General features: G+C 52.3%; 17 protein-coding genes and 1 tRNA gene. 4 read left to right on the top strand and 14 right to left on the bottom strand.

Features of this window, described 5'->3' with window-relative positions; all coding sequences use genetic code 11:
* Positions 1-188: 188 nt before the first annotated feature.
* The 4 genes from AC07N2_RS14005 to phnE all read left to right on the top strand — a co-directional run bounded on the left by AC07N2_RS14005 (position 189) and on the right by phnE (position 3622).
* The gene (locus tag AC07N2_RS14005) at positions 189-1064 is read left to right on the top strand and encodes a putative selenate ABC transporter substrate-binding protein (protein WP_494778793.1); all 876 of its coding nucleotides are present in this window, start codon (positions 189-191) and stop codon (positions 1062-1064) included.
* Positions 1065-1132: 68 nt separating this feature from the next.
* Complete coding sequence (locus AC07N2_RS14010) at positions 1133-1948, top strand: phosphonate ABC transporter ATP-binding protein (protein WP_494778794.1); 816 nt, start codon at positions 1133-1135, stop codon at positions 1946-1948.
* A 34-nt stretch (positions 1949-1982) separates the two neighbouring features.
* The gene (locus tag AC07N2_RS14015) at positions 1983-2822 is read left to right on the top strand and encodes a PhnE/PtxC family ABC transporter permease (protein WP_494778795.1); all 840 of its coding nucleotides are present in this window, start codon (positions 1983-1985) and stop codon (positions 2820-2822) included.
* On the top strand, positions 2819-3622 hold the full coding sequence (gene phnE, locus AC07N2_RS14020) for a phosphonate ABC transporter, permease protein PhnE (RefSeq protein WP_494778796.1): 804 nt from the start codon (positions 2819-2821) through the stop codon (positions 3620-3622). Before AC07N2_RS14015 ends, phnE begins: the two co-directional genes overlap by 4 nt.
* A gap of 44 nt (positions 3623-3666) precedes the next feature.
* On the opposite strand, the gene AC07N2_RS14025 is transcribed toward phnE, so the two are convergent.
* From AC07N2_RS14025 to AC07N2_RS14090, 14 genes are all read right to left on the bottom strand, one after another.
* A tRNA-Sec gene (locus AC07N2_RS14025) sits at positions 3667-3762 on the bottom strand.
* An 8-nt stretch (positions 3763-3770) separates the two neighbouring features.
* Positions 3771-5681, bottom strand: a complete 1911-nt coding sequence (selB, locus tag AC07N2_RS14030) for a selenocysteine-specific translation elongation factor (protein WP_494778797.1) — start codon at positions 5679-5681, stop codon at positions 3771-3773.
* A gap of 19 nt (positions 5682-5700) precedes the next feature.
* Positions 5701-7149 carry an L-seryl-tRNA(Sec) selenium transferase gene (selA, locus tag AC07N2_RS14035; protein WP_494778798.1) on the bottom strand — a complete coding sequence of 483 codons (1449 nt, stop codon included), beginning with the start codon at positions 7147-7149 and terminating at the stop codon, positions 5701-5703.
* Positions 7149-8171 (bottom strand): formate dehydrogenase accessory protein FdhE, encoded by a 1023-nt coding sequence (fdhE, locus tag AC07N2_RS14040; protein ID WP_494778799.1) that lies wholly within the window; start codon positions 8169-8171, stop codon positions 7149-7151. Before fdhE ends, selA begins: the two co-directional genes overlap by 1 nt.
* A 22-nt stretch (positions 8172-8193) precedes the next feature.
* Positions 8194-8814, bottom strand: a complete 621-nt coding sequence (locus tag AC07N2_RS14045; RefSeq protein WP_494778801.1) for a formate dehydrogenase subunit gamma — start codon at positions 8812-8814, stop codon at positions 8194-8196.
* 11 nt (positions 8815-8825) lie between these two features.
* Positions 8826-9779, bottom strand: coding sequence for a formate dehydrogenase subunit beta (gene fdxH, locus AC07N2_RS14050; protein WP_494778802.1), 954 nt, complete (start codon positions 9777-9779; stop codon positions 8826-8828).
* 10 nt (positions 9780-9789) lie between these two features.
* Complete coding sequence (gene fdnG, locus AC07N2_RS14055; RefSeq protein WP_494778803.1) at positions 9790-12861, bottom strand: formate dehydrogenase-N subunit alpha; 3072 nt, start codon at positions 12859-12861, stop codon at positions 9790-9792.
* Between the two features lie 122 nt (positions 12862-12983).
* The gene (locus AC07N2_RS14060; protein WP_494778804.1) at positions 12984-13307 is read right to left on the bottom strand and encodes a hypothetical protein; all 324 of its coding nucleotides are present in this window, start codon (positions 13305-13307) and stop codon (positions 12984-12986) included.
* Positions 13308-13519: 212 nt separating this feature from the next.
* The gene (locus AC07N2_RS14065) at positions 13520-14137 is read right to left on the bottom strand and encodes a hypothetical protein (protein WP_494778805.1); all 618 of its coding nucleotides are present in this window, start codon (positions 14135-14137) and stop codon (positions 13520-13522) included.
* 134 nt (positions 14138-14271) lie between these two features.
* Complete coding sequence (locus tag AC07N2_RS14070) at positions 14272-14955, bottom strand: phosphatase PAP2 family protein (RefSeq protein WP_494778806.1); 684 nt, start codon at positions 14953-14955, stop codon at positions 14272-14274.
* Between the two features lie 612 nt (positions 14956-15567).
* Complete coding sequence (locus AC07N2_RS14075; RefSeq protein ID WP_494778807.1) at positions 15568-16143, bottom strand: SEC-C metal-binding domain-containing protein; 576 nt, start codon at positions 16141-16143, stop codon at positions 15568-15570.
* Between the two features lie 143 nt (positions 16144-16286).
* Positions 16287-19442 (bottom strand): CusA/CzcA family heavy metal efflux RND transporter, encoded by a 3156-nt coding sequence (locus AC07N2_RS14080; protein ID WP_494778808.1) that lies wholly within the window; start codon positions 19440-19442, stop codon positions 16287-16289.
* An 18-nt stretch (positions 19443-19460) separates the two neighbouring features.
* Positions 19461-20750: an efflux RND transporter periplasmic adaptor subunit gene (locus AC07N2_RS14085; RefSeq protein ID WP_494778809.1), complete on the bottom strand. Its 1290-nt coding sequence runs from the start codon at positions 20748-20750 to the stop codon at positions 19461-19463.
* Positions 20751-20759: 9 nt separating this feature from the next.
* On the bottom strand, positions 20760-22043 hold the full coding sequence (locus AC07N2_RS14090; protein WP_494778810.1) for a TolC family protein: 1284 nt from the start codon (positions 22041-22043) through the stop codon (positions 20760-20762).
* Positions 22044-22055 lie beyond the last annotated feature (12 nt).

Here is a 22055-nt window from a genome sequence, read left to right on the forward strand (position 1 = left end):
ATTGAAAAACACTGCAATTTAACCTTGCCTTAACCAAGGCTTATGCTGCAACATCGGACCTGTAAAAAGTACATCACGATGTCGTCGCTCTCAGTCTCTTGCCTCACTCTTCCCAAGTGCTTCAAAACGCAGTTCGCTTCATTGACGTTGATATTTTCATCCACGCCCTTCCCTATATGAGGTGTTACATGATTCGTTTATCCCTTCCTAAATGTTCTGCGCTAATCGCAGCCCTTCTCACCACGCTTACGCTGGGCACGACCAGTCTGGTACATGCTCAGCAAGTATTACGCGTATCGGCCATTCCTGATGAGGCACCAACTGAGTTGCAGCGCAAGTTCAAGCCGCTTGGTAACTATTTAGAGAAAAAATTAGGGATGAAGGTTGAATTTACGCCCGTCACTGATTACGCAGCATCGGTTGAGGGCTTGATCAATAACAAGCTGGATATGGTCTGGTTTGGTGGGTTTACGTTTGTGCAGGCTAATGTACGCAGCGGCGGCAAGATCACGCCTTTGGTACAGCGCGAAGAAGATGAAAAATTCAAATCCGTGTTCATCACCACGAATAACTCCATCCACAAGCTGGAAGACTTGAAGGGTAAAACTTTCAGCTTTGGCTCAGAATCCTCGACTTCCGGTCACTTGATGCCACGCTCGTATTTGCTGGCTGCCAAAATCAACCCGGATGTGGATATGAAACGTGTTGCCTTCTCAGGCGCACATGATGCGACTGTGGCTGCGGTTGCTGGCGGCAAAGTAGATGCTGGTACGCTCAATATCTCGGTATGGGAGAAGCTGGTTGACTCCGGCAAGGTCGATCCAAAAGTCGTACGCGTGTTCTACACCACGCCAGGCTATTACGACTATAACTGGAGCGTGCGTTCCGACATGAATCCTGTCGTGCGTAAAAAACTGACGGATGCCTTCCTCGAACTGAATAGCAATACCCCTGAAGGCAAGGAAATTCTGGAACTGCAACGCGCAACGCGTTTCATTCCAACCAAGCCTGAGAATTACAAAGCAATCGAAGCGGCTGCACGTAACGCCGGTTTGCTGAAATAATAGCGTTGCTTGATACGCCACCTTCAGTCTGAAGGTGGCGTTGACCACACCAAATCTGATTAGTCAGCATGACATTCCATCTGCAAAAAATATCTGTCCACCATAGTGGCGCAGCTAAATCTTCTTTAGCCTTGCGTGAATTGACGCTCTCTATCCAGCAAGGTGAACAGATCGCCTTGATCGGTCCATCCGGCGCTGGCAAAACCAGCTTGCTGCATACGCTCGCCTGCGCATTGACGCCAGAATCCGGCAACATCGAAATATTCGGACAGAATCCGTGGCAAATGGCGAATGGCGCACGACATGCGATGCGCTCTCGCTTGTTTCTCGCACCGCAAACACCGCCCTTGCCACCGCGTCAGCGCGTGGTGAATGCGGTATTGGCCGGTTTATTACCGCAATGGAGCGTGTGGCAGGCCATGCGTTCGCTGGTCAGACCAATCAAGCCTGAGATTGCATACCATGCATTGGCTCGCTTTAACCTGCAGGACAAGTTGTACGCACGTGTAGATCGTTTATCCGGCGGTGAGCGTCAACGCTGTGGCATGGCGCGCGCATTGGTATCCAGTGCGGAAGTATTTTTGGTGGATGAACCTTTGTCGGCGCTCGATCCGACTTTGGCGCTGCAAACACTCGCTGTATTGCAGCAGGAAGCGGCTAAGCGACAGGCAACATTGATTTGCAGCCTGCATCAGGTTGAATTGGCGCGTGCCAATTTTCCACGCATCATCGGCTTGCGCGATGGTCGTATTGTGTTTGATGCTGCGAATGAAAAGATCAGCGATGCGATGATTGAAGCCTTGTATCGCAATAGTGATAGCCATGTTGTCAGCGAGCCTGCAGATATCGGCCTTATTCCTGTTGTCATCCCGCCGCGTTGCTGATGGCTTGCAGCATACATTTATCAGACACACATCCATGACATCGCCCTCCTCTCTTGCCATGCCCGACCGCGATCCAGCATGGCGCGGCCGCATCATGGGGTTGGCTGTCGTCATTATCGTGTTATGGCCGATGCTGGTGATGGCGGAATTCAAGCCTTGGATCTTGTTCGATGCACAGAGCTTGCAAGCCACCGGGAAGTTTTTGGCCAGCTTCTTCCCACCGGCACATTCGCTCGAATTTCTGCAGATGGTCGCCATCTCGACCTGGGAAACGATCGCGATGGCGACTGCCGGTATGACTTTGGCATTGCTCGGTGCAATTCCGATGACTTTGCTGGCGACGGAGCGTCTGTCGATTTCACGTCTGGGCACAGGTCGCGTTTCGCCATTGGCTAAGATGTTTCGTCAGCTCGTGCGCTGGCTGTTGGTCTTGCTACGCAGTGTCCCAGAATTAGTGTGGGCCTTGCTGCTGGTACGCATTGTCGGGCTTGGTCCGACTGCAGGCGTGATTGCGATTGCGCTGACTTATTGCGGTATGTTGGGCAAGGTGTATGCCGACATTCTTGAGTCTTCTGATTCCTCGGCGTGCGATGCACTCTTGCAGAATGGTAGCAGCCGTTTAGGTGCGTTTCTGTTCGGTGCCTTGCCATCCTCTGCATCGGAGCTGGTGTCTTATACCGTCTATCGTTGGGAATGCGCGATTCGCGGTTCGGTTGTCATGGGCTTTGTCGGCGCTGGTGGTCTTGGTCAGCGTATGGATGAGTCGATGAAGATGCTGGCAGGCGACGAGCTATCGACGATGCTGATCGTTTTCATACTTCTGGTTGCTTGTGCCGATGGTGTGTCGGCCATGTTGCGCAGGAGGCTGGAATGAAATCCACCTTGAACTCTGCACTGCCTACGCCACCAAAAACGAGCTGGTCAACTGTTACGCTTTTAGTTGGCATCTTGTTGCTGGTACTTGTCAGCTTCATCTCATTGCCATTGAAATGGCGCGACTTCTTCAGTCAAGATGCTGTCCGAACCAGTTTGGAATTCCTGCGCGGTTTTTCGCCGCCTGAACTCGCACCAACTTTCCTTGAAAGAATCGGCATCGCCACCTTGGAAACCTTGGGAATGTCTGTCATCGGCACTTTGCTGGCGGCATTTTTCGGCATGTTATTGAGCTTGCCGGCCAGCGGACGCTTCGGCATGACTGCACGTCTGGTAACGCGTGGAATCTTGAATGTGCTGCGCTCGATTCCAGAATTAGTTTGGGCTTCCATCTTGCTGATCGCAGCCGGGCTGGGCCCGTTTGCCGGCACTTTGGCACTCACGATACATACGATAGGCGTACTCGGTCGTCTCTTCGCCGATACGCTGGAGAACTGCCCGCCTTTGCCTGAAGCTACTTTACGCATCAATGGCACACATCCGGTCGCAGCATTCTTTTACGCGACGCTGCCACAAAGCAGTCCGCAAATGATGTCCTACGTTTTATACCGTTGGGAAAACAATATCCGCGCCGCTGCGATTCTTGGTGTGGTTGGTGCAGGTGGTCTGGGCCAGATGCTGAAGTATCATCTGTCGCTGTTTCAAATGCAGCAAGCCGCTAGTGTGATTATTGCGATGCTGTTGATGGTGTGTGCAGTCGATGCGATCAGCTTTGGACTCAGGCGCATCATGACGCGCTGAGCACTGTTGATGTGCACGCATTCATTTGCATGCATTAAGAATAATGGCGGAAGGAAGCGGGAGTCGAACCCACCCAGCGACGCATGGCGCCACCAACTGGGTTTGAAGCCCAGCCGCCCCACCAGGGACGATTTCCTTCCGTACTACATCACTCCCCTTCGGGAAATAATACCGTTCCTGGTCGCAGCAGATGCTTGTCATCCACGCGTCGCAAAAAACCGATTCTGTCGAAAAACTCCAATATCTGAATCGCGCGTTTGCGACCCAATCCGGTCGCATCTCGAAAATTCGCAGCAGTCACTTCGCCATCGCGCTGATTAATGTTGCGTGCCAGCGTTGCCAATTTTCGCACTATCACTGGATGGTAATACAGATCCTTGACGATCTGGAACACATCACCCGCTTTAGCCAAGCGTATGAAGACATGGCGGACTTGCGTCTCCGGCTGCTTGATCGCGTCTGCAATATCACGTATCCACGGCGGATCGAAACTACCTTCCAACAGCAGAGGTAAAGCGCGTTCTGCGACGATTTTTTCTGCTGCCTGTAATTGCACACCATGTTCAGCCAGATGCAGGAAGCCATTACGCTTCGCCAGCACATCGTTTGCTGCCATGCGAGCAATCAACTGCTGCCATAAGGTTTCCGGCATACGCGGTGTAGCCAGTCGTCGTGTACGTTGTAAATCCGGACCGATATCTTCTGGATACTTGGCGTGGAAAGTCTGCAAGGCATGGATGACTACTGCTTCGTTTTCTTGCAAGCGTTCCTGCGAAATTGCCCATTCCCTGCCCTGCCCAAACACAATCCTGTTCAAAGCATCGGGAGCGAATGGCCAATCGCGCAGACCAGCGCTACGCAACCATTCAGCACTATTCAAACCAAAAGGCGCATGTGCCAGCGCGCCTTGCAAACGTGTTTCTGGATCATCGCTGCGCTGCGTTTGCAGATAAGCGAGGCGTTGTGCCGTTTGGCGATAACGCGCTGGCGCATTCGTATCCAACACACTGCCACCAGCCACGGTGCGATTGGCTGAGGCATCGCGCAAGATGAATCTGTCCGCATGCCAGGCATTAATGGGCTGCTGCACGACCAACTGCGCCAAACCAGATTCGCCAGGCGCGATTGATGACGCCCCTAGTATCGCGACAGATGCCATGCATTCTTGCGTTGCCAAATGTAGATGCACCAAGGTGCCCGAGCGTAAAGGCGATGTTTCCGTAACGGCTACCTGCAAAAACACATCCATACGCAAGGAACTCTGCGCAATCGCAGGATCACATAGCATGTGTCCACGTTCGACTACGTTACGCTCAAGTCCAACCAGACCGATGGCACAGCGCTGGCCAGCGTGTGCTGTTTCCACGTTTTTATTGTGTACATGCAGGCTGCGTACTCGATACGATTTATCTGGCTCGTGTGCCAAACATAAAGAATCGCCGATATGCACTACCCCGGTAGCTATGCTGCCCGCCACCACCGTACCAACACCATCCAGCGTAAAGGCTCTATCCAGTCCCATGCGGAAAGCTGTTTCGGCAACTACGTCTGTTTTCGCTTGTTCCGCTTCGTGTTGCAACAAACTGCGCAAATCATCTACGCCATCCCCGCGCAAAGCCGATACGCACAGAATCGGGTAATTGTGGAGTCCCGCCTCTGCCAACAAGGCTTGTACTTGCGCTATTCGTTCATTTTTGACGCCATCGTCTACACGGTCTATCTTGGTGATCACGGCAGCGCCGCGATGCACATTCAATAGCGACAGAATACTCAGATGTTCTATGGTTTGCGGCATGATGCCGTCGTCGGCAGCAATTAACAGCAAGGCGAAATCGATACCGCTGGCACCTGCGACCATGGTGCGCACCAGTTTTTCGTGGCCAGGCATATCGACGAAGCCGATCATGCTGCCATTCGCAGCAGGCATGAAGGCATAGCCCAATTCAATCGTGATGCCGCGGCGCTTTTCTTCCGGCAGACGATCGGCCTCTATGCCGGTCAATGCGCGTACCAGCGCAGTCTTGCCGTGATCTATATGCCCAGCCGTGCCGACTATCATGCTTGTTTGATTGAAGACATCATGCGAGTCTTTCGCGCAAGGTAGTTAACTGCGCTAAAACATCCGTCACATCATCAAGGCAACGACAATCCAGCAAGAGACTGTCGTCGGCGACACGACCTATGATGGGTAATGGCAAACTTCGTAGTGCAGTCGCTAGATTGTCCAGTGCAGTACCCGTGCCGCGCTTGCCTGACAACACTGGCGAAATTACCAAGCCAGCCGACGGCAATCTATCTACCGGCAACGAACCGGAGCCGATCTGGCTGAGCATGGTTTGCACCGCAACCGTATAACGCGGTGCCAATGCCGCAGTCATCGGTGCCAGCAAAACATTTGCAGTTTCAGCCGCCTGTTCCGGCGTGCGCGTTAGCCAACGTAATGTAGGCAAATCACGCGTCAATAATTCAGGTTGCAGGTATAGCGTCAGCGTAGCTTCCAGCGCAGCCAACGGTAATTTGGAAAGACGCAAGGCGCGCTTCATAGGGAACTTGCGTATCTTGGTAATCAGATCGCGTTCACCGACGATCAATCCTGCTTGCGGGCCGCCGAGTAATTTATCACCAGAAAAAGTAACGACACCGCAACCGTCTGCCAGCATCTGTTGTGGCGTAGGTTCTTGAGGCAAGCCGAGTTGCCCCATATCGATCAGCGAGCCGCTTCCCAGATCGGTAACTAATGCCACGCCACGTTCGCGTGCCAGCACGGCAAGTTGTGATTCGGATACCGAAGATGTAAAACCTTCGACGACATAATTGCTAGTATGCACCTTCATCAACATCGCAGTACGTGCGGTAATTGCACGTTCGTAATCGGCGAGATGCGTACGATTGGTCGTGCCGACTTCAACCATGATCGCGCCAGCGCTGGCCATCACATCCGGCATGCGGAAGGCGCCACCGATTTCTACCAACTCGCCGCGAGAAACCACAACCTCGCGTCCGCCAGCCAGTGCGGCTATCGACAGCAATACCGCTGCAGCATTATTGTTGACGACGGTCGCCGCTTCCGCGCCGGTGATGTCACACAACAATCCTTCGACTATGCTGTCGCGGTCACCACGACCACCGTCGATCAAATCGTATTCAAGATTATTCGGCCCTTCCATCATCGCGGTGAGATGGCGGATCGCAGCCTGAGGCAACACGGAACGACCTAGATTGGTATGGATCACAGTGCCGGTGAGATTGAGCACGCGACGTAGACGAGGTGTTAAACGCTCTTCGATGCTCAAGGCCAATGCAGCACTCAAGGCATCGTTCTGTATATCGGATTGTTGCAGGTTGTCGGCCAAGGCTTGCACACGCAAGCTATCGAGTAAAACACGCGCTTGTGTTGCAACGAGTGTATGTCCGTGTGCTTCCAACAAGGGCTGGACTGCTGTCAGTCGCAGCAGTTTATCTATCGAAGGCAGATCCTGAGGCCTGGCCTTCGAGCCGTGAACCACGGACTCTCCGGTCTCTGCCATTAACCGCCTCCGCCATCATTGACATCTGGACCATCCGGATCGCCGAACAACAACATCAAATTCACGCCATGACGTTGATAACCAGCTTCTGACACCAGGAGATCGAGTGTTACTGATGCAAGATCATCTGCGATAGGCTCGACTGCGATATCACGCTCCATGCGGACTATCTTGAGGTAGTGATTGCATTCATCGCAGGTTTCTACCTCGATAGCTTCCTTCCTTGCTGAGCTAGAACCAGTCGGCGCTACATCTTCAACTGCCTGCAAGGAATGATAATGAATGCCTTTTGTGCTTTCGCAATGACTGCATTTAATGCGCACCATATGCCATTGCAATGAGCATAGCGAGCAATGCAAATAACGATAATGGCCGTCTGCATCAACGCGCGATATGGATGCCGTTGGGCGACTGCCGCAACAAGGACATCGTGTGGAATCTGCTATGCGTCCGAACGGCGCTAATTGATCATTGCCACGTGCTTTCAAGGTTGCGAGCAACATGTGTGTCCAGTACGCCTGCAAGCCGGCAGCAATCAACGATGCTGTTGCCAGATTCAAACCGAACATGATGTTGTTGAGCAGACGATCCGCTTGTAGTTCCAGCTCTTGATCGCTCATCTGCTTTACTTCATGCACGGCAGCTTGCGCGGGGTTGCCAGCAAGTCGCAGCATCAAACCATCAAGCATGCTGTGGAACGCCGTACGCCATTTTGGATCACGCGGCCACAACGTAGCTGGTATAGGTGCTTGACCTAGATTGGCTGCAGCATCCAAGGCCGCAGCATCGGGTAAAACAACATCAGGATAGGATTGCAGAATGCTGTGCTGAGCGTGCACCAGCTCGGCAGCAAAGAGAAGAAAATCCTGCATAGAGTGAGATGCAGCACGTTGCCTCAATCGCGCTTCGCGTGAAGAAAACACGTCAAAGCGTTCAGGAAAGCGCAGATGCTGCACCTGCTGTCCGGCGCGGACAGCGATCTCTTCAGGGCTAAGTAGTGGGCTTACTTGGCTGATCGTCATGAATTGATTGTGCCCTCAAACATTACTTTTCGCCACTGATTTTCCGATACCAAAGAAGATGGTGCCGGCGTGCCCATTTTTCGCTGACGGTGCCGCGTGTCATTGCCTGAACAGATCCTTTTACCCAGATCGCAGCATAGACGTGAATGATGACGCTCAAGATCAACACTGTCGCTGCTATTGCATGCACCAACACCGCAACACGCCGCAAGCCGATAGGGAAAATATCTGCAAACCATGGACGCCAGAATATGAATCCAGTTACCAGCAGCAACACCAGACTGATGCCGAAAAGCCAGAATACGACTTTTTGCCCGGCATTGTATTTGCCGACTGGCGGCATGCCTTCTTCGTTGCCTTTGAGCAGTTCCGGTGCTTTCTTTACCCACTCGCTATCTTCGCGTGTCCAGAAGTTGTCGCGCCATACCTGCAGGAACAGGAAGACGAAGCCCAGCACCATCAATACACCGAAAAATGGATGCAGAATACGCGTCCACGAACCACCGCCGAACAGTGCGCTGAAAAAGAACATTGATGGATGGAATATCGCGAGACCGGATAAACCTGCGCAGATAAACAGCAAGGCGACCGCCCAGTGATTGAGTCGCATGCGGTCGGCATAACGTTCGATAATTTTTGCCATGTCGGTTCTCCTCAGACAATATCCGCGTTGTGTTTATCGCGCTCATCCTGGCTTGGTGGCTTAGGTGAGGCAGGATTAACGACGTCATCTTCTTCAGCATCGGCATCAAGTGGGCCGACCTTGATGTAATGGAAGAAGCCGGCGACTGCGGCACCTATCATCGCGGCGACTGCGAGTGGTTTTGCTGCTCCCTTCCATAGCGATACCAATGGGCTGATGCTCGGATTGTCTGGCAAACCGTGATACAAGCCAGGCTTGTCGGCATGCTGAAGAACGTACATGACGTGCGTGCCTCCTACGCCTTGAGGATCGTAAACACCAGCCTTGTCGTAACCGCGTTCTTTCAGATCGACCACACGTTCAGCAGCGAAGTGATGCATGTCTTCCTTGCTGCCGAAGCGTATCGCACCGGTCGGACAAGCTTTGACGCAAGCTGGCTCCAAACCGACACCTACGCGATCAGAACAGAGCGAGCACTTGTAGGCCTTGTCATCTTTCTTGCTGATGCGGGGCACGTCGAATGGGCAACCGATCACGCAATTACCGCAGCCTATGCAGTTTTCGCTAATGAAATCGACTATGCCATTCTCGTACTTGACGATGGCACCCGGTGCCGGACAAGCTTTCAGGCAGCCCGGCTCATCACAATGCATGCAGCCATCCTTGCGTATCAGCCATTCAAGACGCATGCCTTCGTCTTTGGTTGGCATCTCGACTTCGGAAAAGCGCATGACAGTCCATGACTCCGGTGTCAGATCACGTGGATTGTCGTAAGTGCCGATCGTGTCGCCAACCGTGTCGCGCAAGTCATTCCACTGCATACATGCGACCTGGCAAGCCTTGCAACCGATACAGCTTGTAACATCGATCAGCTTGGCAACTTCGACCACATGATTGCGTACTTGCGGACTTGGCGTTGTGGTGGCCGAGCGTAAGGCGATATCAAGAGATTGTAGTGAGGACATAATTATTCCTTCAAGCCTTCTCGATGTTGACGAGGAACGCCTTGTATTCTGGCGTTTGTGTGTTGGCATCACCGACGAATGGGGTCAGTGTATTGACCAGATAACCGGGCTTGGCAACGCCTACAAATCCCCAGTGATTCGGCAATCCCACTGTGTCCACTTTCTTGCCATCGCAATCCAGCTGCGGAATGCGCTTGCTGACCAAAGCCACACACTTGATAAATCCTCGTTTCGACGAGACCTTCACCCAATCCCCATTTGCAATCCCTTTGGCCTTCGCCAGTTCCTCGCCAATTTCCACGAACTGTTGCGGCTGGATAATGGCCGAAGTCAGTACGTTCTTGGTCCAGTAGTGGAAATGCTCGGTCAAGCGATAGCTGGTTGCTGCGTAAGGGAAATCCTTGGCAGTACCAAAGGTATCTATATCGCTTTTGAAAACACGCGCTGCAGGATTGGCCCGTGCCTTCGGATTGTTCGGGTGCATAGGATTGTTATCCAATGGCGACTCGAACGGTTCGTAATGCTCAGGTAATGGGCCTTCAGCCATCCCGGTCGGTGCAAACAAGCGAGCGACACCTTCCGCGGTCATGATGAACGGTTCCACACGATCCGGATCATCAGGGTTGGCATCAGGTCGGATGTCAGGCACGTCTGCCCCACCCCAGCTTGTACCGCTCCATTGAACCAACTTGCGCTTAGGATCCCAAGGTTTGCCGTTAGGTGCACTCGATGCTGCGTTGTACAGAATGCGTCTGTTAGCTGGCCATGCCCATGCCCAGTTCAGCGTTTGCCCTATGCCCCACGGATCGGCATTGTCGCGTCGCGCCATTTGATTGCCGGCTTGCGTCCACGCACCGGCATAGATCCAGCAACCGCATGCGGTACTACCATCGTCGCGTAACAAGCCGAAGCCGGACACTTGTTCACCAGCCTTGGCCAGCGTCTTGGTTGCATCTTTCGGATCGACCAGATCAGTCAATGCTTTACCGTTGTATTCCATCGCCAGTTCTTGCGCTGATGGGCTGTGCGGTATTTTGTACGGCCAGGTCAGGTTGACGATTGGGTCAGGGAAAGCACCGCCATCTTTTTGATAAGCAGTCTTCATCCGATGGAACAAGTCAGCGATGATCTCTGCATCGCCACGTGCTTCAGCGATAGGTTCCGCGCCCTTCCAGTGCCATTGCAGCCAGCGACCGGAATTGGTGAGAGAGCCATCTTCCTCAGCGAAACAGGTCGATGGAAAGCGGAATACCGTGGTCTGAATATCCTTGCTGCTTACCTCGTTATGGTCAGGATAGTTTTTCCAGAACTCGGCTGTTTCCGTATTCAGCGGATCGATGATGGCGAGGAACTTGAGCTTGGACAAACCAGCAATAATTTTCTTCTTGTTAGGGAAGGAACCGACCGGATTGAAGCCCTGGCAAATATAACCATTCATCTTGCCCTGATTCATCAGTTCGAAAGCCTGCAATACGTCGTAGACCTTGTCGAGCTTGGGCAGATAGTGGAAGGCCCAGGAATTTTCTGCCGTAGCCGCATTGCCCCACCATGCTTTTTGCAGACTGACAAAGAACTTCGGATAGTTCTGCCAGTAGCTCATCTGATTCGGCCGCAAAGGCTTGAGCGCACGTGGTTTGTAATAGGTGTCGAGATCCTGTTCTGCTTCGTTGGCCAGCGACAGATAGCCTGGCAATGAATTCGATAGCAGTCCGAGATCAGTCAAGCCCTGAATATTACTGTGACCACGCAAGGCATTCATGCCGCCGCCTGCAATACCGATATTGCCGAGCAGGAGTTGCATGATCGCGGCCGTACGTATGATCTGCGAGCCTTGGCTATGTTGCGTCCAGCCAAGCGCGTACATCACTGTCATGGCCTTGTTAGGCACGGCAGTCGTCGCAACCATTTCACACACTTTCAGGAATTTATCCTTAGGCGTGCCCGTGATTTTGCTGACCAATTCCGGCGTGTAGCGTGCGTAGTGACGCTTCATCACTTGCAATACGCAGCGTTGGTGCTCCATCGTCGGATCGACTTTGGCAAAGCCTTTGTCGTCTAATTCGTAACCCCAGCTCTTGTTGTTGTAGCGGCGTTTAGCTTCGTCGTAACCAGTAAACAAGCCTTCCTCAAAGCCGTAATCTTCGCCGACGATGAAGGATGCGTTGGTATAGTTTTTGACGTATTCCTGCTGGATTTTATTGTTGCTCAGCAGATAGTTGAGCACACCACCGAGGAAGGCGATGTCACTACCGGCACGAATAGGCGCGTAGTAGTCGCTCATGGCAGCCGAACGCGTAAAGCGCGGATCGACAACGATCAGCTTGGCCTTATTGTGATGCTTGGCTTCGATTACCCACTTGAAGCCGCACGGATGTGCTTCGGCAGCATTGCCACCCATGATTAAAACAAGATCAGCGTTTTTGATGTCCACCCAGTGGTTGGTCATCGCACCTCGTCCAAACGTCGGAGCCAGACTGGCTACCGTAGGACCGTGTCAAACCCTCGCCTGATTGTCGAAGACGAGCATCCCCATCGATCTCATCACCTTGTGGGTGATGTAGCCGGTTTCATTGGAGGATGCGGACGCTGCCAACATACCAGTGCTGGTCCAGCGATTGACGACCTTGCCGTCAGCATTGTTGGCGAGGAAGTTCGCGTCGCGATCTTCCTTCATCATCTTGGCCAGACGCCCCATTGCGGTATCCCAGGAAACGCGCTTCCATTCGGTACTGCCTGGCTCGCGTATTTCTGGATATTTCAGACGATTGGAACTGTGTACAAAGTCGAGCAGACCTGCGCCTTTCGGACACAAGGTGCCACGATTGACTGGATGGTCAGGATCGCCTTCGATATGAATGATCTCGGCCGTCACATTCTTGGCTTTGTCGCCCAGGCTGTACATGATGATGCCGCAGCCGACTGAGCAATACGGACAGGTATTACGCGTCTCGGTTGTACGTGCCAGCTTGAAAGCGCGCGTCTCTGCCAACGCTAGCGTCGGCGAGAAGCCAAGTGCAACCAGGCTGGATGCCATCAGCCCTGCACCGCTCACGCGGAAAAATTGCCTTCGATTCATATCCATTGTGTGACCTCCTGCCGCGTTTTAACTGCACGCTTTAATGGGATTAAAAACAAATGGGAAACATGCTTCGTTTGCTTTTCGGTACAGCCTAGTAATAAGAAGGATGGAGCCATGTCTGACTCCTAGTAAGCTGAAGATGCAGGTTTAGGCACAGTGCCATCGCCGCCGGTTGGTGCAGGGGTATCGGGCGTGTTGCTCGGTTTTGCACCGTCTTTTCCTTGATGACCGACCATGCCTCCGATGGCTGTGCCGCCTTCGGCTGGCCCTGTTCCGGGAACGGAGCTGGGCATATCGCTTGGTGGCGCAGGCGTGACAGCAGGAGCGGAATTACTGGTAACTGGTGGATTTGCGACTGGTGCAGATGTCGATGAAGAAGACTTTCCATCGCAACCTGACAAGGCTATGAGTGCAACAACGAGACTGGCAGATGTTTGCAGCAGTTTCATGGCTATCCCGAACGATGATGACATCAAATTCGACCCAGTATGGGTTGGCTTTTTTTAATATAACAGCCACAACAGCAAGCTTCAAACACCTTATTGCTTTTTCAAATAGGCTTTAAATAGCACTATTTTAATAGTTGAAATTAATCGTTTTCAAAAATCGATAGTCAAATAAAAAACACCTCTATAAAGAGGTGTTTTTTATGAGGTTTGCCTCAACCGGCATCGCCACCACTTACGAAATGTCGTTCTCCGTGCAGGTAATGAACCAGCCATTGAAGTAGCGCGACCGCATCGCCAAACTCCATGAATCCTTCTGTTACGCCATCCCCAAACAAAGGAGTACCGTTCAACTTGCTATCGATGACCAAGCCATCAAACGTCGCCAGGGGTATGTAGCCAGGCTCGATATGGAAAGTGTTTGCATTGAGAATCGCATCAAGAACATGATCCAGAAATTGAATCTCCGGCGTGCGCATAGAAGCCAGCTCATGTTCTTTCAGGAACATCCCAATTGCCAATAAGGCGTTGCTGATAACAACGCGCAGATACGTTGCTTGTTGCTGTGGATTATCGGACAGCACGTGATTCGATGCCTCGAAGTCCAATACCGTCGCTGCATGCGCATTGCCTACGACGATATTCCCGGCTGATCCGGTTTTGGCTGTCTTGTTCTTTCTTGGCAAGACCAGAATAGGTCCGTTACTTGATGCTGCATCGCTAGTTTTCACTGGCCGCAAGATCATTGCTATCGATATCGGCAATACCCGCAACTGCTCTTCGATCAGGTCTATGGCTAACAGGGAGGTTTTATTTCTAACTGCGTTACTCATATAAGCTCCTTTATGAATCCTAGGCAGGAAATTCATTGTAGACAATGTAGCGCAATCGAAATGTACGTTAGTACACATCGCGCTTTCATTGTGAGCTTAATTTGTTGTGAATGTAAAGATGATGTGGAAGATGCTTATCTTGATTGAATCGTCAGATAGCGTGTATTGAACAACATGGCAACTGCAGTAACCCAGGCAAACGACAACATCCAACCAGCCAGAATATCTGTTGGGTAATGGTAGCCAAGGTACATACGCGATGCGCCAACCAGCAAAACGAATCCAACTCCAGCAGCGACAGCCATAGGAGCCCAATTCTTGCCGCGCAATAAAATCACCGAGGCCAATGCGATGGCCATGGACTGTGTCGCATGCCCACTAGGAAAACCAAAAGAAGTATGTGGAAAAACCGCCAACCATAAATCCGGCCGAGTGCGTTGAATGACTGTTTTGATGAGAGAACCAAGAATGGCTGCGCCGCCTATTGCTACCAGCCAAAAGAACGCTACGCGCCACAAGCGTAGATACATCAAATAAGCCAGTATGCAAAGACTGATGACCGTTACCAATGTCGAGACTTCGTCCGCAATCTCTCCGATCATCGGCTCGGCATACGCACGCAGAGACCACAAGAAAGCACGTTCAGCTGTGAGGAATGAAATATTGTTGATGTTATCCACTAATACAAAAAACAGAATTAATGGCAGAACAATACCTAATAAAAATAAAGCGCCTTTGAAGCGCTGAATATGTTTCTCGACGCCAAAAAGCGTCTTGTCATCCTGCTTGCCTAAATACTCTTGTACGGAATGTTTCATGTACTGCCTAATTGTGATCAGGTAAAGAGAGCCATCGCACCGATCTACGCTGAAAATTTTCGCGACCGACCGTGCGTACAACATACCGGCATATACCGGCTATCAAAAATAGCGCTGAAAAAAGGAAGGACAATGTTAGACAGCAAGCATTACTTGTTCATGACAGCATCGACTCAAACAAAAAATTGTTCAACGAACTGTCATCTCAATCAGCCCACATTGATTTGAACATCTCCCTCGATGGCTCTGTGGCCACTATTTAGAAGCTCTCTTTTCAAAAATTCTCGATTCATTTTACATTCAGGGAATTCCTGCAGCTTTCAAGAAAATTTCATTCCGGCGATCATATATCAAGCAAACGCATACGGGTGCCGCTCTGTGCTGTAGACGATAAATATTTTCCGCGGCCGCAGTTAAATCATTGCATTACTGACATCAAACTATGCTCGCCTATCACCTTAGGTCGCGAAAATTGAAGCCAGAGTGTCTTACTACGCAGGATTTTCTCTATCTCTTTACGCATAAAAAACGGCTTATCCCGTTAAAACGAGACAAGCCGAAATTTGAATAATTGAAAACTGCTGCCCGGCTTTACCGTATCACCCGCACTAATCAGCGTGCAGATGCATGCGACTCAAACAGTGGAATACCGCGTTTAATTCTGTTTTGCATATCTTCCAGGAAAGCGGCCGGTCCATAACCCAAGGTCTGACCATTTTGCTCGTAGAAAAACGGGCGATTGGTTTGTTGGCTGAAGTTCATCATCCATTCCAGTTCCGCCTTATCCAGATCGCGACCGCCGTATGCAAGACGATACGCCGGCTTGCCTTGCCAGGTTGTCTTCACGATGATCACGCCCAGTTTTGTCGGCTTGAAGGCATCCGGGAAAGGACTTTCTGGATCGACCCAGCCGCATTCGAATTGACGACAAGGAGAATCCGGCCGCGTTTCATAAATACTGCAGCCGCTGTCGCGCACAAAGTGACAGCGCACGCCCGGACGCATTTCATGCCCGTAAATGGTCGACTTCAACCAGCCGTCACAACATGCTGTGCAATCGCCGCACTCGCGCGCGACATCACTGGCACGTGCCGGACGCACTGGCTCAATCTGTATGACCTTGCCGCAGCACTTCTTGTATTTATTACCGCTGCCACAAGGGCAAGGATCGTTTCTGCTCGGTTTCACTGCTGGAACTGCCTTTCATGCGATGGACCGGATGCTGCGGGGTACTCAACTTGCCTGCATGCATCCACGGCGTGATCTGTCGTACTAAACGACTTTGATCAAGCCCTAGATTATGCACCACCCGGCCATTTTCATGTGCGCGCTCAGACATTCGCGGCAGTTTGCTCCTCATCTTCCTTGCGGTACGTCATTCGGTACAACAGAGGCAACACCATCAGCGTCAGGAAGGTCGAAGACAGAATGCCGCCTATGACTACCGTTGCCAACGGGCGCTGCACTTCTGCACCAGTTCCGGTCGCAATTGCCATAGGAACAAAACCAAGCGAGGCAACCAAAGCCGTCATCAATACCGGACGTAAACGCGTCAAAGCCCCTTCATGCACCGCATCTGCCAGCGACCGCCCTTCTTCCCGCAAGCTGCGTATGAATGAAATCATTACCAATCCATTCAATACCGCCACACCCGACAATGCGATAAAGCCGATGGCAGCCGAAATCGATATCGGTATATCACGCAGCCACAAGGCAATAATCCCGCCGGTTAGTGCAAACGGAATACCGCTAAAGACCAGCAAGCCATCCTTCATATTGCCGAACATGACGAACAGCAAGGTGAAAACCATCAGCAAGGCGACCGGGATCACAATCTGCAGACGCTTCGTTGCGGATTGCAGTTGCTCGAATTGTCCGCCCCAAGTCATCCAGTAGCCGGATGGAATTTTTACCTGTTGCTCGATTTGCTGTTCTGCATCGGCGACAAATGAACCTATGTCACGTCCACGCACATTTGAACTGATCACAATGCGACGCTTGCCATTTTCACGGCTGACCTGATTCGGTCCTGGCGCCAGATCCAGTGTCGCCACTTCTCCGAGTGGAATATAGCTGGCTCTGTTTTCTCCGCTTTGACCTCGTGGCAATGGCAAAGGCAGGCGCTTGAGCGCTTCCAGATCGTTGCGCACGTTTTCCGGCAAACGCACCAGGATGTCGAAGCGTCTGTCACCTTTAAACAAGGTACCGGCTTCCTTCCCTCCTATCGCGATCGCTACCGTGTCCTGCACATCGGCCACATTCAAGCCGTAGCGCGCTGTCTTGTCTCGATCGATATTGACGGTCAGCATAGGCAAGCCTGTGGTTTGCTCTACCTTCACTTCGGCTGCGCCGGGGATTTTCCCCATTACAGTCGCAATCCTGGCTGCCGTATCGTTGAGCACTTCCATATCGTCGCCGAACAATTTAACGGCGACATCACTGCGTACGCCGGAAATCAATTCATTGAAACGCAATTGAATGGGCTGCGAAAACTCGTAATTATTACCAGGCAATTGCGCTACGGTTTTCTGTATCGCAGCCAGTAATTCCTCACGCGATTTCTTAGGCTCAGGCCAATCCTTCTCCGGCTTCAACATGACCAAGCCATCTGAAATATTCGGCGGCATGGGATCAGAAGCAATCTCAGCCGTACCAGTTCTGGAAACCACACGTTCAATTTCTGGATACGCCTTGGTCAAGGCGATTTCCAATTGCTGTTGCATCGCGACGGATTGCGTCAGGCTGGTACCGGGAATGCGCAAGGATTGAATAGCGATATCGCCCTCATTCAAGCTGGGAACGAATTCACTCCCCATGCGCGTCGCGAGCAAGCCGGACAACACAACCAGTACAGCGGCAAAGGTCAGCACTACCGGCTTGTTGCGCAGGACGCTATCCAGCGCGGGACCATACCAACGCTTGGCGGCCAGCATCAAGGCGTTTTCTTTCTCAGAGACTTTGTCGCCGATGAACAAGGCAACCGCCGCGGGGATGAAAGTGATCGACAAAATCATCGCACCGACCAAGGCAATCACAACAGTGAAGGCCATAGGATGGAACATACGCCCTTCCACGCCAGTTAGCGCGAAGATAGGCAGGTACACCACCATGATGATCAATTGACCGAAGATCAATGGACGACGAGCTTCTTTCGCCGCTGCAAAGACTTCATGAAAACGTTCTTTTCTGGTCAATGGCCTGCCGTGATGTGCTTGCGCATGCGCTAACCTGCGTACGCAGTTCTCGACAATCACGACCGCACCATCGACGATGATGCCGAAATCAAGCGCGCCCAGACTCATCAGATTGGCGCTGACCTGATACGTAACCATGCCGGTGAAGGTAAACAACATCGACAAGGGAATCACCATCGCAGTAATCAAGGCTGCGCGGAAGTTACCGAGGAATAGGAAGAGCACGACGATGACCAGTACTGCGCCTTCGAGCAGATTCTTCTTCACTGTATTGATGGCTTTATCGACCAAGACCGTGCGGTCGTAAACCGTGACTGCATGTACACCTGCAGGCAAGGTCTTGTTGATTTCCACCATCTTCTTGTCGACAGCTTGCGATACGGTGCGGCTGTTCTGACCTATCAGCATGAAGACTGTGCCGAGTACCACTTCACGGCCATTTTCGGTTGCAGCGCCGGTACGCAATTCACGTCCGATTTCAACTTCACCAACATCGCGTATGCGTATGGGCACGCCCTGCACATTGCCGAGGATGATATTGCCTATATCTTCCATCGATTGCACCTGGCCCGGTGCGCGTATCAATAACTGCTCGCCACGCTTTTCGATATAACCTGCGCCTACATTGCCGTTATTCCGCTCCAGCGCAGTGACGATGTCTTGCAAGGTCAGGCCGTAGGAAGCTAGCCGTTCGGCTACCGGTGCAATCTGATATTCCTTGGCGAAGCCACCGATAGAATTGATCTCGGTCACGCCCGGCACATTGCGCAATTGCGGCTTGATGATCCAATCCTGTATCTCGCGCAAGTCGGTCGGTGTGTAGAGCGAGCCATCTGGCTTCTTGGCGCCCTCCTTTGCTTCGACCGTCCATAGATAAATCTCTCCAAGACCGGTCGAAATCGGCCCCATGGAAGGCGTAATGCCAGCCGGCAGATTCTGGCGTGCCTCCTGTATCCGCTCGCTGATCATCTGACGTGCAAAGTAAATATCGGTGCCGTCTTTGAAAATCACTGTGATCTGCGACAGGCCATAGCGCGAAAGGGAACGCGTTTGCTCCAGATGCGGCAGGCCAGCCATCACCGTTTCTATCGGGTAGGTAATGCGTTGTTCAGTTTCCAACGGTGAATAACCAGGTGCCGAAGTATTGATCTGTACCTGGACATTAGTAATGTCTGGCACTGCATCAATCGGCAACTGTTGATAGTTGTAGATGCCAAGCGCAGCCATGCCGGCCACAGCTAGCATCACCAGCCAACGCTGCTCGATGGCAAAACGTATGAGACGTTCAAACATGATCGTTATCCCTTCGCATCAATGTGTATGCTCGGCGCTGGCTTTACCCAGCTCCGATTTGATGACGAAGCTGCCGGCAGCGGCATATTCAGCCCCTGCCTTCAATCCCTTGACGATCTCAATCAACTTGCCGTCACTGCGGCCTGTCGTGACTTCCTGTGCGATAAAACCATCCGCCACTTTGACGAAAACGACAGGTTTGTCATTGATGCTCTGAATCGCATCGGCGACAACGGCAACCGGTACCTCGACCTCGTTGGCAACAATCTCGACATTGACGAACAAACCTGGACGCCAGGTTCCCTGTGGATTAGCCAAAGTGACGCGCGCCTTGGCGGTGCGTGTTTGTATGCCCAACAAAGAGCCGACGTAAGCAATCGTGCCGCTAGCGCTGGAATCAAATGCGCTGGCCGTCACTCTTACTTTTTCGCCTACGCGCACGGCATTCAAATCCTTGGCTGGCACTGCAATCTCTGCCCAGACTGTCGACAGATCTGACAGCGTGAAGATATTGGCATCTTCCTTGACCGCTTCGCCTAATGCGATGTGTTTCTCGACGACGATGCCATCGAATGGCGCACGAATTTCATAGCGATTGAATGCGCCGGAGGAACCGGCATCGGCACCGAGTGCTGCCAGTTTCTGACGTGCGTTTTGTACGGCGATTTCGGTTTCATGCAAGGTTTGTTGCGCTTGCAGGTAATCCTGTTCGGCGGAAATCTTCTCCTGCCATAATTTCTTTTCACGATCGAAGGTCAGCTTGGCTAGTGTCAAACGCTTTTGCGCGGCGAACAATTCACTGCGTTGTTCAGACAAACCTGTGCTGGCAATTACGGCCAGAACCTGTCCCTTCTTCACTTGCTGCCCCAGATTGGCTGGCACGCTTTGCACCACGCCAGCCAGACGCGGCACGACGTGTGCGGTGCGGTCTTCGTTGAATTGGATTTCACCCGGCAGAATCAGCGCTGTCTTGATGTGTGCGGCATTGGCAGCCAATAGCGTTACGCCGGCAGTCGTGATCTGCGCATCGGTTAAAACAATCTTGTTTTCAGCGTCGTGCGAGTCACCTTCTGCCTTTTTCTCATGATGTTCTCCATCCGCATGCTTATCGGAATCGTCATGCGCATGTTTATCCTGTTTTGCATCTCCATGATGTTCGGTATCGGCATGCTCTGCAGCATGACCGTGGGTATCTTCGCTAGATGAAGTGCTTTTTCCTGATAACAGGATCAGCCCACCCAACAGGAAGCCGACGATGACGATCGCCGCAATGGCTATGGTTTGCTTTTTATTCAAGTTGATTTTCATGATGAATTCTTATGGCTTGTTAGCAAGAGTGGCTTCACCGAGGATGCGGTCGATCTCGGCGGCGGCGTTGTGGGCTTCGGACAAGGTGCGCAGATATTGCGATCTGGCTTGCAGCAAGGTGCGTTGCGCATCCAGTACATCGAGGAAGTTGAACTTGCCGAACTCGAAGCCGGTCGTGGCGGCATCGTAGGCGCTTTGCGCTCCCGGCAAAATATCGCGCTGCAAAGCTTCTGCTTCTTGCCGCGCCGTACTCAAGCGTTCGTAAGCTTGCGCCAACTCGCCATCGAGTCGGATCTCGGTTGCGGCCAATTCATCGCGCGCCTTGTCAGTACGACGCAAGGCTTCCAAGATATTGCCCTGATTGCGATCGAACATCGGGAATGGAATCGATAAACCTACGACCGCCTGATTGGCGCCAGTCTCGCCATTCTTTTTGACGCCCATGCTGACGGTCACATCAGGAACACGTCGGCTCTTTTCCACCTCGGTCATAGCTTGTCGCCGTTCCAGCTCATGACGTGCGCGTGTCAATGCAGGTGACTGTGCCAGGCGCGTATTCAACTCCGGCCATTGCGGCAATGCAGGCAAGCTCTCCACATTGCCTTGCGCTTGCTGGAAGCGCGGCAGCGGATTGCCCCAGGTTGCAGCTAGGCGTTTGCGTGCAATCACGAGTTCACTCTTGGCTTGACTAAGCTCCAGTCGCACATTGGCTTCCGCTACACGCGCCTTGGTTTCTTCTACCGGTGACACTTTGCCAGCAGCGACGCGGCGTGATGCAACCAGGCTGCCGCGTTGTGCCAGCAATAGTGAAGCATCGGCCAGACGCAGGCGTTCCTGCGCATTCAAGACATTGAAGAAAGCTGTAATGACGGCTGCGCGAATCTCGGCACGTTTGGTGTTGAGCTCGGCATAAGCGGTGTCGTAAGCACGGTTGGCAGCGCCTATACGCGCCGCACGCTTGCCACCCAGTTCTATCGGCTGATTCAGCAGCCAGGTGGTGGTACGCGTATCACGGCGTGCGTCTTCGACCTGCACCGACACTTCAGGATTAGGTATCAGTCCGGCTTGTTGTATCGTCGCGTCTACGGCAGCAGCTTCATTACGCGCAGCAGACAAATCTGCATTGCCGTCCAGTGCCAGCTTCAGCGCGGACTCCAGAGTAATGCCCTCGGCGGGTTCCACGACACGGTTCGCCGTTATGCCGCTCGCAACGGGTCCGTAACTAGTGTTTTGTGCAGACGCTGGCATCAGCGCAAGCGCCGCCAAGCCTAGCGGCAAGAAATACCTGTACATCGAATTCTCCTA

This window comes from Herminiimonas sp. GW821-FHT09C12 (assembly GCF_059416385.1).

Bases quoted from the DNA above. Each gene is read 5' to 3' on its own strand.
- AC07N2_RS14090 (WP_494778810.1), bottom strand. From the start codon at position 22,043: ATGTACAGGTATTTCTTGCCGCTAGGCTTGGCGGCGCTTGCGCTGATG.
- AC07N2_RS14005 (WP_494778793.1), top strand. From the start codon at position 189: ATGATTCGTTTATCCCTTCCTAAATGTTCTGCGCTAATCGCAGCCCTT.
- AC07N2_RS14010 (WP_494778794.1), top strand. From the start codon at position 1,133: ATGACATTCCATCTGCAAAAAATATCTGTCCACCATAGTGGCGCAGCT.
- selB (WP_494778797.1), bottom strand. From the start codon at position 5,681: ATGATAGTCGGCACGGCTGGGCATATAGATCACGGCAAGACTGCGCTG.
- selA (WP_494778798.1), bottom strand. From the start codon at position 7,149: ATGGCAGAGACCGGAGAGTCCGTGGTTCACGGCTCGAAGGCCAGGCCT.
- fdhE (WP_494778799.1), bottom strand. From the start codon at position 8,171: ATGACGATCAGCCAAGTAAGCCCACTACTTAGCCCTGAAGAGATCGCT.
- AC07N2_RS14060 (WP_494778804.1), bottom strand. From the start codon at position 13,307: ATGAAACTGCTGCAAACATCTGCCAGTCTCGTTGTTGCACTCATAGCC.
- phnE (WP_494778796.1), top strand. From the start codon at position 2,819: ATGAAATCCACCTTGAACTCTGCACTGCCTACGCCACCAAAAACGAGC.
- fdxH (WP_494778802.1), bottom strand. From the start codon at position 9,779: ATGTCCTCACTACAATCTCTTGATATCGCCTTACGCTCGGCCACCACA.
- AC07N2_RS14065 (WP_494778805.1), bottom strand. From the start codon at position 14,137: ATGAGTAACGCAGTTAGAAATAAAACCTCCCTGTTAGCCATAGACCTG.
- AC07N2_RS14045 (WP_494778801.1), bottom strand. From the start codon at position 8,814: ATGGCAAAAATTATCGAACGTTATGCCGACCGCATGCGACTCAATCAC.
- AC07N2_RS14080 (WP_494778808.1), bottom strand. From the start codon at position 19,442: ATGTTTGAACGTCTCATACGTTTTGCCATCGAGCAGCGTTGGCTGGTG.
- AC07N2_RS14015 (WP_494778795.1), top strand. From the start codon at position 1,983: ATGACATCGCCCTCCTCTCTTGCCATGCCCGACCGCGATCCAGCATGG.
- AC07N2_RS14070 (WP_494778806.1), bottom strand. From the start codon at position 14,955: ATGAAACATTCCGTACAAGAGTATTTAGGCAAGCAGGATGACAAGACG.
- AC07N2_RS14085 (WP_494778809.1), bottom strand. From the start codon at position 20,750: ATGAAAATCAACTTGAATAAAAAGCAAACCATAGCCATTGCGGCGATC.